Below are 6,617 nucleotides of genomic sequence, written 5' to 3'. Positions count from 1 at the left end.
GCGTGGGGGCCGGGGCCGGGGGGGGCGGGGGGGGGGGGGGGGCGCGCCCCCCCCGCGACGCCTCCCGTGGATGCCGACCCGCGCCTCCTGCTGGCGGTGGCGCGCGCGGCGTTCGGCCAGCGGCGAAAGACGCTGGCGAACGCGCTATCCGCGGCCGGCGAGGTGCCGAAAGCGGAGCTGGAAACGCGCCTGCAAGCGCTGGGCATCGATCCGCGGCGGCGAGCGGAGACGCTATCGCTTGAAGAATTCGCCAAGATCGCGTCGATTTGGCCAAAACCGGCCGACACGGCGTGAGGTATACTGGAATTGGCCATGAGACGAGGAGAGGGCGATCAGGAAGGGCGGTCGTCTTGGCATTCGTCAGCCCATCGCTCGGCGTCTTATCGCTTGAGGACATGTTCGACGACATCCGCCAGTACGTCGAGGACGATCCGGAAGCCAGGTACAGCCTGATCGTCGGCACGGACTCGCAGTTGCGGGAGCGGAGCGTCACGTTCGTGACCGCGGTCGTGGTCCACCGCAGGGGAAAGGGCGCCCGCTACTACTACCAACGGGAAGAGCACCGCCACATCCGTTCCCTCCGCCAGCGCATCTTCTACGAAACCTCGCTCAGCCTCAACATCGCCGGTCGCATCGCCGAATGGCTCTCCAGCAGCGGCATCGAGGACGTCGACATCGAGATCCACCTCGACATCGGCCCCAACGGGGAGACCCGGGACCTCATCCGCGAGATCGTCGGCATGGTGGCGGGGAGCGGCTTCAGCGCCAAGATCAAGCCGGAATCGTACGGGGCGTCCAGCGTCGCCGACCGGTACACGAAATGAGTCGTTGACAGAGTCAGCCGGGCTCTCATATACTTTAAAAATTTTGACAAAGGCCCCTCCCTTTTGGTACGCTCTGTGTAGACGCTGCTGCCAAAGGGGTGGTCGAATGGCGACGCAACCCACCACGCTTGCGGAGATCAAGAAGGAGATCGAGGACCTCATCGGGCGGCGCGTGCACATCCGCGCCAACCCGGGGCGCCGCAAGATCGTGGAACGCGAGGGTACGTTGGAGCAAACCTACCCGAACCATTTCGTCATCCGTTTGGATGCCGACCAGCAGAACCGGCGCATCTCCTACTCGTACGCGGACATTCTGATGGAAGCCGTGCAGCTCACGCCGTGCGACAACGTGTCCGCCTCCGCGGGCTAGCGGCTGCGGAACGGGCAAGCGCATGTCACCGGGCCGGCCATGGTGCCGGCCCGTTTTTCATGCCCGCGCGCTGGCGCCGGCGCCCGTGCATATCGCCCCGGACGGCGGGCACAGTAAGCGCGTGACGTTGCCGGGACCTTTGCTCATCATCGGCGGCCACGAAGACAAACGCCATGACCGCGCGATCCTCGAATGCTTCGCCCGACTCTGCGGCGGGCGTGGCGCGGAGGTCGCCGTGCTCGGCGTGGCCTCGGAACGCCCTCGGGAAGTGGAGGACGTGTACCGGCCCGTGTTGGAGGATCTCGGATTGCAGGTGACGTTCCTGGACCTGCGGGACCGCGCGGCGGCGCAGGACGAGGCGGCCGCCAGGCGCGTGGAAGAGGCGGACGCGCTGTTCTTCACCGGCGGCGACCAGCTGAGGATCACGAGCCTTCTGGGCGGCACGCGCGTGGACGCGGCCGTGCGCGCGCGCTGGCAGGCGGGCGCGCCCTTGGCCGGCACGAGCGCGGGAGCCTCGGCGCTGTCCGGCACGATGATCGTCGGCGGCGACGGCGACGCCACGCCGGCGCTGAACACGATCCAGATGGCGCCCGGCCTCGGGCTTTTGCCCAACACCGTCATCGACCAGCACTTCGCGCAGCGGGGGCGCATCGGCCGCCTGCTGAGCGCGCTCGCGCAGAACCCGGCCGTGCTCGGCATCGGCGTGGACGAGGACACGGCGGTCGTCGTCACGCCGGACGGCCTGTTCGAGGTCGTCGGGTCGCGCACCGTCACCGTTCTCGACGGCGCGCAGGTGAGCGGCACGAACGCGAGCGAGCTGGGCGGCGGCGAGGCGCTGGCCCTGACGGACGTGCGGCTGCACGTGCTCCCGGCAGGCTACCGCTTCGACCTCGCGCGGCGCCGGCCGCTCCCTCCGAAGAAGGCGGGCCGTTCCTGACATGCGCATTCAACGGATCGACGTCTTCGAAGGACCAAACGTGTACTGCCTGCGCCCCACGGTGCGCCTGCTGCTGGACCTGGGGCCGTGGGACCGGCGGGAGACGCTCGAAGTGCCGGGCTTCAACGAGGCGCTCGTGCGGTTGTTGCCGGGGCTGAAGGAGCACCACTGCTCGCGCGGGCGGCCGGGCGGGCTGATCGAGCGGTTGCGCGAGGGGACCTGGTTCGGCCACGTCGTGGAGCACGTGGCGCTGGAACTGCAGGCGCGCTGCGGCGTGAACGTGCGCTACGGGCGCACGCGGCGCTGGTCGGGCAGCGTGTTCGCCGTCGTCTTCGAGCACGACGGGCCGCTCGGCGGTCGCGCGGCGGCGGAGGCGGCCGTGCAGGTCGTGCTGCACCTCCTCGAGGGGCGCGCCGACGACGCCGCCCGCGAGGTGGAGCGCGCCGCGGAAGCGGTGCGGCGCGAGCGCCTGGGCCCGAGCACGGCCGCCATCCTGAGCGAGGCGCGGCGGCGCGGCATCCCCGCCCGGCGCCTTGGGGGCAGCCTCCTGGAGCTGGGGCACGGCGTTCACCGCAAGCGCGTGTGGGCCACGGTGACCGACCGCTCGTCCGCCGTGGCCGTGGACGTGGCCTGTGACAAGGCGCTCACGAAGGAGGTGCTGCGCGCGGCCGGCGTGCCGGTGCCGGAAGGCGTCGTGGCCGAGGACGAGAGCGCGGCGGTGCGGGCGTTTTTCACGCTCGGCCCGGCGGTCGTGGTCAAGCCGGCCGGCGGCAACCAGGGGCGCGGGGTGACGGTCGGCCTTACGAACGAGGCGGCCGTCCGCGAGGCGTTTGCGCGCGCGCGGCGGGAGGCGGGCGGCGGCCCGGTGATCGTCGAGCGCCACGTGCCGGGCCACAGCTACCGCGTGCTGGTCGTCGACGGCGAGGTGGTGGCGGCGGCGCGGCGGATCCCGCCGTTCGTCGTCGGCGACGGCGAGGCCACGGTCGCGGAACTCGTGAGGCGGTTGAACGCCGACCCGCGCCGCGGCGAAGGGCACGAGCGCTCGCTGACGCGCGTGACGCTCGACGATGTGGCGCTCGCGACCCTCGCACGGCAGGGGTTGACGCCGGAGTCCGTGCCGGAGCGCGGCTCGCGGGTGTGGCTGCGCGACAGCGCGAACCTGTCCACGGGCGGCTCGGCCGTCGACGTGAGCCACGAGCTGCACCCCGAGGTGGCGGCCGTCTGTCGCCGTGCCGCGCGCGCCGTCGGGCTGGACGTGGCGGGCGTCGACATCGTCGCGCGCACGCTGGCGCGCCCGCTGCCGGAGACCGGCGGCGCGGTGATCGAGGTCAACGCCTGCCCCGGGCTGCGCATGCACCTCGACCCGGACCGCGGGGAGCCGCGCGCCGTGGCGAAGGCGATCGTCGACAGCCTCTTCGGCGACGGCGACGGGCGCGTCCCCATCGTGGCCGTCACCGGCACGAACGGCAAGACGACGGTGACGCGTCTTGTGGCGCACATCCTGGAGGCGGACGGGCGCACGGTCGGCACGGCGTACACGGGCGGCGTGCGGATCGCCGGCGAGCCGGTCGCCGAAGGCGACACCACCGGCCCGCGCAGCGCGCGCCTGGTGCTCTCCGACCCGCGCGTGGAGGCGGCCGTGCTGGAGACGGCGCGGGGCGGCATCATCCGCGGCGGGCTGGGCTTCGACGAGTGCGACGTGGCCGTGATCACGAACATCGGTCCGGACCACCTGGGCCAGGACGGGTTGGAGACATTGGAGGACCTCGTCTGGGTGAAGAGCCTGCTGGCGGACGTCACGCGCCGCGACGGCTGGCTCGTCCTGAACGCGGACGACCCGAACGTGGCGTCGATCGCCGGCGGCCGCAACCGGCGCGTCGCGTGGTTCACGATGGGCGACGGGCACGGCCTGCCGCGCCGGCCGGGCGACGCCGTGGCGTGCGTGCGCGAAGGCTGGCTCTGCGTCGAGGGCGCGGGCCGCGGCCAGGCGATCCTGCCCGTGGCCGACGTCGCGCTCGCCCGCGGGGGCGCGCTGCCGTACCAGGTCGCGAATGCGCTCGCAGCGGCCGCGGCGGCGTGGGCGCTCGGCGTGCCCGCGGCGACGATCGCGGAGGCGCTGCGCAGCTTCGCGGACGAGGCCAATCCCGGCCGCTTCACGGTCCGCCGCGTCGGCGGGGTCACGGTGGTCGTCGACTACGGCCACAACGCGCCCGCGTGGGAGGCGACCCTCACCGCCGCCCGGCGCCTGACGCGTGGCCAGCTCTGGGGCGTGATCGGCGTGCCGGGCGACCGGCGCGACGATCTCGTGGCGGCGAGCGGCCGTGTGGCCGGCCGCCTGTGCGACCGCGTCGTCATCAAGGAGGACCGCGACCGTCGAGGGCGGCCCGGCGGAGAGGTGGCGCGGCTCCTGCGCGACGGAGCGGCGGCTGCCGGGCTGCGGGACGACTGCATCGAGGTCGTGGCGGACGAGATCGAGGCGCTGCGCTCGGCGTTGCAACGGGCTGCGGAAGGTGACACGATCGTGGTGTTCTACGAGGAGCTGGAGCCCGTCCTGGCTCTGCTGGACGCTGCGACCGAGCACGGCGTGCACCGCCCGCCGCTGGCCGTGCGGTGAAGAACGCCGCCGGCCGCCGGGGGCTGCCCGCGCCTCCGCCGCCAGGATTCGCGCCGGCTCCGGCGAAACAACGGTCGGAGCGAAGCCATTGATGGATGCGACGCCGTCCGAAAGCCGGCCGCGGCCCCTTTCCGTGTGCGCGCCGGCCAAGTTGAACCTCGCCCTGGCCGTCGGTCCCCGCCGGGACGACGGATTTCACCCGCTGGCCACCCTCTTCCAGACCATCTCGCTCTATGACCGGCTGACCATCGAACCGGCGACGGCGTTCGAGCTGCGCGTGACCGGCCCCGAGGCGGCAGGCGTTCCAGAGGGCGAGGAGAACCTTGTCTGGAAAGCGACGCGCCTCTTTCAGGAGCGCTTCGGCTGGCCCGGCCTGCCCGAGCCGCGCGTCACGCTGGAGAAACGCATCCCGGCGGGCGCCGGGCTGGCCGGCGGCTCCAGCGACGCGGCCGCGATGCTGCGGGCGCTCGCGCACTGGCGGGGCGGCGTGGCGCCCGCGGCGCTGGCGGAGGTGGCCGCGCGCGTCGGCTCCGACGTGCCCTTCCTGCTGGCCGGAGGCACCGCGCTGGCCTACGGCCGCGGCGAGCGCCTCGAGAACCTGCCGCCGCTGCCAGAGATGCCCGTCGTGGTGGCCAAACCCCGCGCCGCGCTGTCCACGCAGGACGTCTACCGCGCCTTCGACGCGCTGCGACCCGACGCCGCGGAGCCGGGCGCGAACCCGGCGTGGCGCGAGGTGGAGGCCGCGGCGCGCGCGGGCAGGCTGGATCGTCTCTGGGATGCGTGCTTCAACGACCTGGAAGCGCCGGCCGTGCGCCTGTGCCCGGACATCCGGCCGCTTCTTGAGGCGGTGGCCGGCGCGCCGGCGGCCGTCGCGAGCGGCATGACGGGGAGCGGCACGGCCGTCTGGTCCATCCTGCGCGACGACGCGGACGCGCAGGCGCTGGCCGCGGCGCTGCGCGCCCGCGGCTACTGGGCGTGGAGCGGGCGCCTGCGCGCGCACGCCGGCCACGTTCGGGAGGTCGACGGCGCGCGCGAGGCCGCCGCGGGCCAACTTCCGCGCCATACGGGGGTATGCGAATGATCGGAGCCGTCATCCTGGCCGGCCGGGCCAACCACGGGAAGCTGAGCTCGGTCAGCGACGCCGAGTGGGAGGCCTGGATCCCCGTCGCCGGGCGGCCGATGGTCGCGTACGTGCTGGACGCCCTGTGGGGGGTGCCGGACGTGGGCGAGGTCGTCGTCGTGGGACCGGAGCCTCCGGGGGGCGGGGCGGACCCCCGCACGCGCTTCATCGAGCCGGGCGACTCGCTCGTCGCCAACCTGCGGCGCGGCGTGGAGGCGCTCTCGGAAGGCGAGGAACTGCTCATCGCCACGGGCGACGTCCCGCTTCTCACGCCGGAGGACATCGCGGCGTTCGTGGAGGGGGCCCGCGCGGCGGGTGCGGACATCGTCTACCCGATCGTCACGAAGGAGTCCTGCGAGGCGGCGTACCCCGGCGTGACGCGCACCTACGTGCGCGTGGGCGGGCGGCGCTACACGGGCGGCAACGTCTTTTACCTGAAACGGGCGGCGCTGGCGCGCGTCTGGCCGTTTCTGGACCGCGTCTACGCCGCCCGCAAGCGGCCCCTGACCCTCCTGCCGCTGTTCGGCGCGCGGATCGCGCTGGGGGCGCTGCTGGGCGGGCGCGTGAGCATCGCCGCGATCGAGCGGCGCGTGGAGCGGATCGCGGGATTGCGCGGACGGGCCCTCGTCATGGAACGGGCCGCCATCGCCGTGGACGTGGACAAGCCCGAGGATCTGGCCCTGGCCGAGCGCGTGCTCGCGTCCAGCGGCGGCCGCCCGCTGTAGGCCGCGTCTGAACGCCTATAATGGTTG

7 protein-coding genes are annotated in these 6,617 nt (G+C 73.3%); all 7 read left to right on the top strand.

Going from position 1 to position 6,617, the window contains the following annotated elements:
- Positions 1 to 66: 66 nt before the first annotated feature.
- Complete coding sequence (locus IRZ18_01505; GenBank protein ID MBX5475784.1) at positions 67 to 294, top strand: hypothetical protein; 228 nt, start codon at positions 67 to 69, stop codon at positions 292 to 294.
- 56 nt (positions 295 to 350) lie between these two features.
- Positions 351 to 824, top strand: a complete 474-nt coding sequence (locus tag IRZ18_01500) for a ribonuclease H-like YkuK family protein (GenBank protein MBX5475783.1) — start codon at positions 351 to 353, stop codon at positions 822 to 824.
- Between the two features lie 106 nt (positions 825 to 930).
- Entirely contained in the window at positions 931 to 1,194 is a 264-nt protein-coding gene (locus IRZ18_01495) for a Veg family protein (GenBank protein MBX5475782.1), read from the top strand.
- A gap of 22 nt (positions 1,195 to 1,216) precedes the next feature.
- Positions 1,217 to 2,131: a cyanophycinase gene (locus tag IRZ18_01490; protein MBX5475781.1), complete on the top strand. Its 915-nt coding sequence runs from the start codon at positions 1,217 to 1,219 to the stop codon at positions 2,129 to 2,131.
- Position 2,132: 1 nt separating this feature from the next.
- The gene (gene cphA, locus IRZ18_01485) at positions 2,133 to 4,745 is read left to right on the top strand and encodes a cyanophycin synthetase (GenBank protein ID MBX5475780.1); all 2,613 of its coding nucleotides are present in this window, start codon (positions 2,133 to 2,135) and stop codon (positions 4,743 to 4,745) included.
- Positions 4,746 to 4,836: 91 nt separating this feature from the next.
- On the top strand, positions 4,837 to 5,826 hold the full coding sequence (locus IRZ18_01480; GenBank protein MBX5475779.1) for a 4-(cytidine 5'-diphospho)-2-C-methyl-D-erythritol kinase: 990 nt from the start codon (positions 4,837 to 4,839) through the stop codon (positions 5,824 to 5,826).
- The gene (locus IRZ18_01475; GenBank protein MBX5475778.1) at positions 5,823 to 6,590 is read left to right on the top strand and encodes a nucleotidyltransferase family protein; all 768 of its coding nucleotides are present in this window, start codon (positions 5,823 to 5,825) and stop codon (positions 6,588 to 6,590) included. Before IRZ18_01480 ends, IRZ18_01475 begins: the two co-directional genes overlap by 4 nt.
- The last annotated feature ends 27 nt before the right edge of the window (positions 6,591 to 6,617 follow it).

The organism is Clostridia bacterium, from assembly GCA_019683875.1.
Classification (GTDB): Bacteria; Bacillota; Sulfobacillia; order RBS10-35; family Bu92; genus Bu92.
Note: the sequence above shows the minus strand (reverse complement) of the source record. Positions and strands in the feature narration are given on the sequence as shown.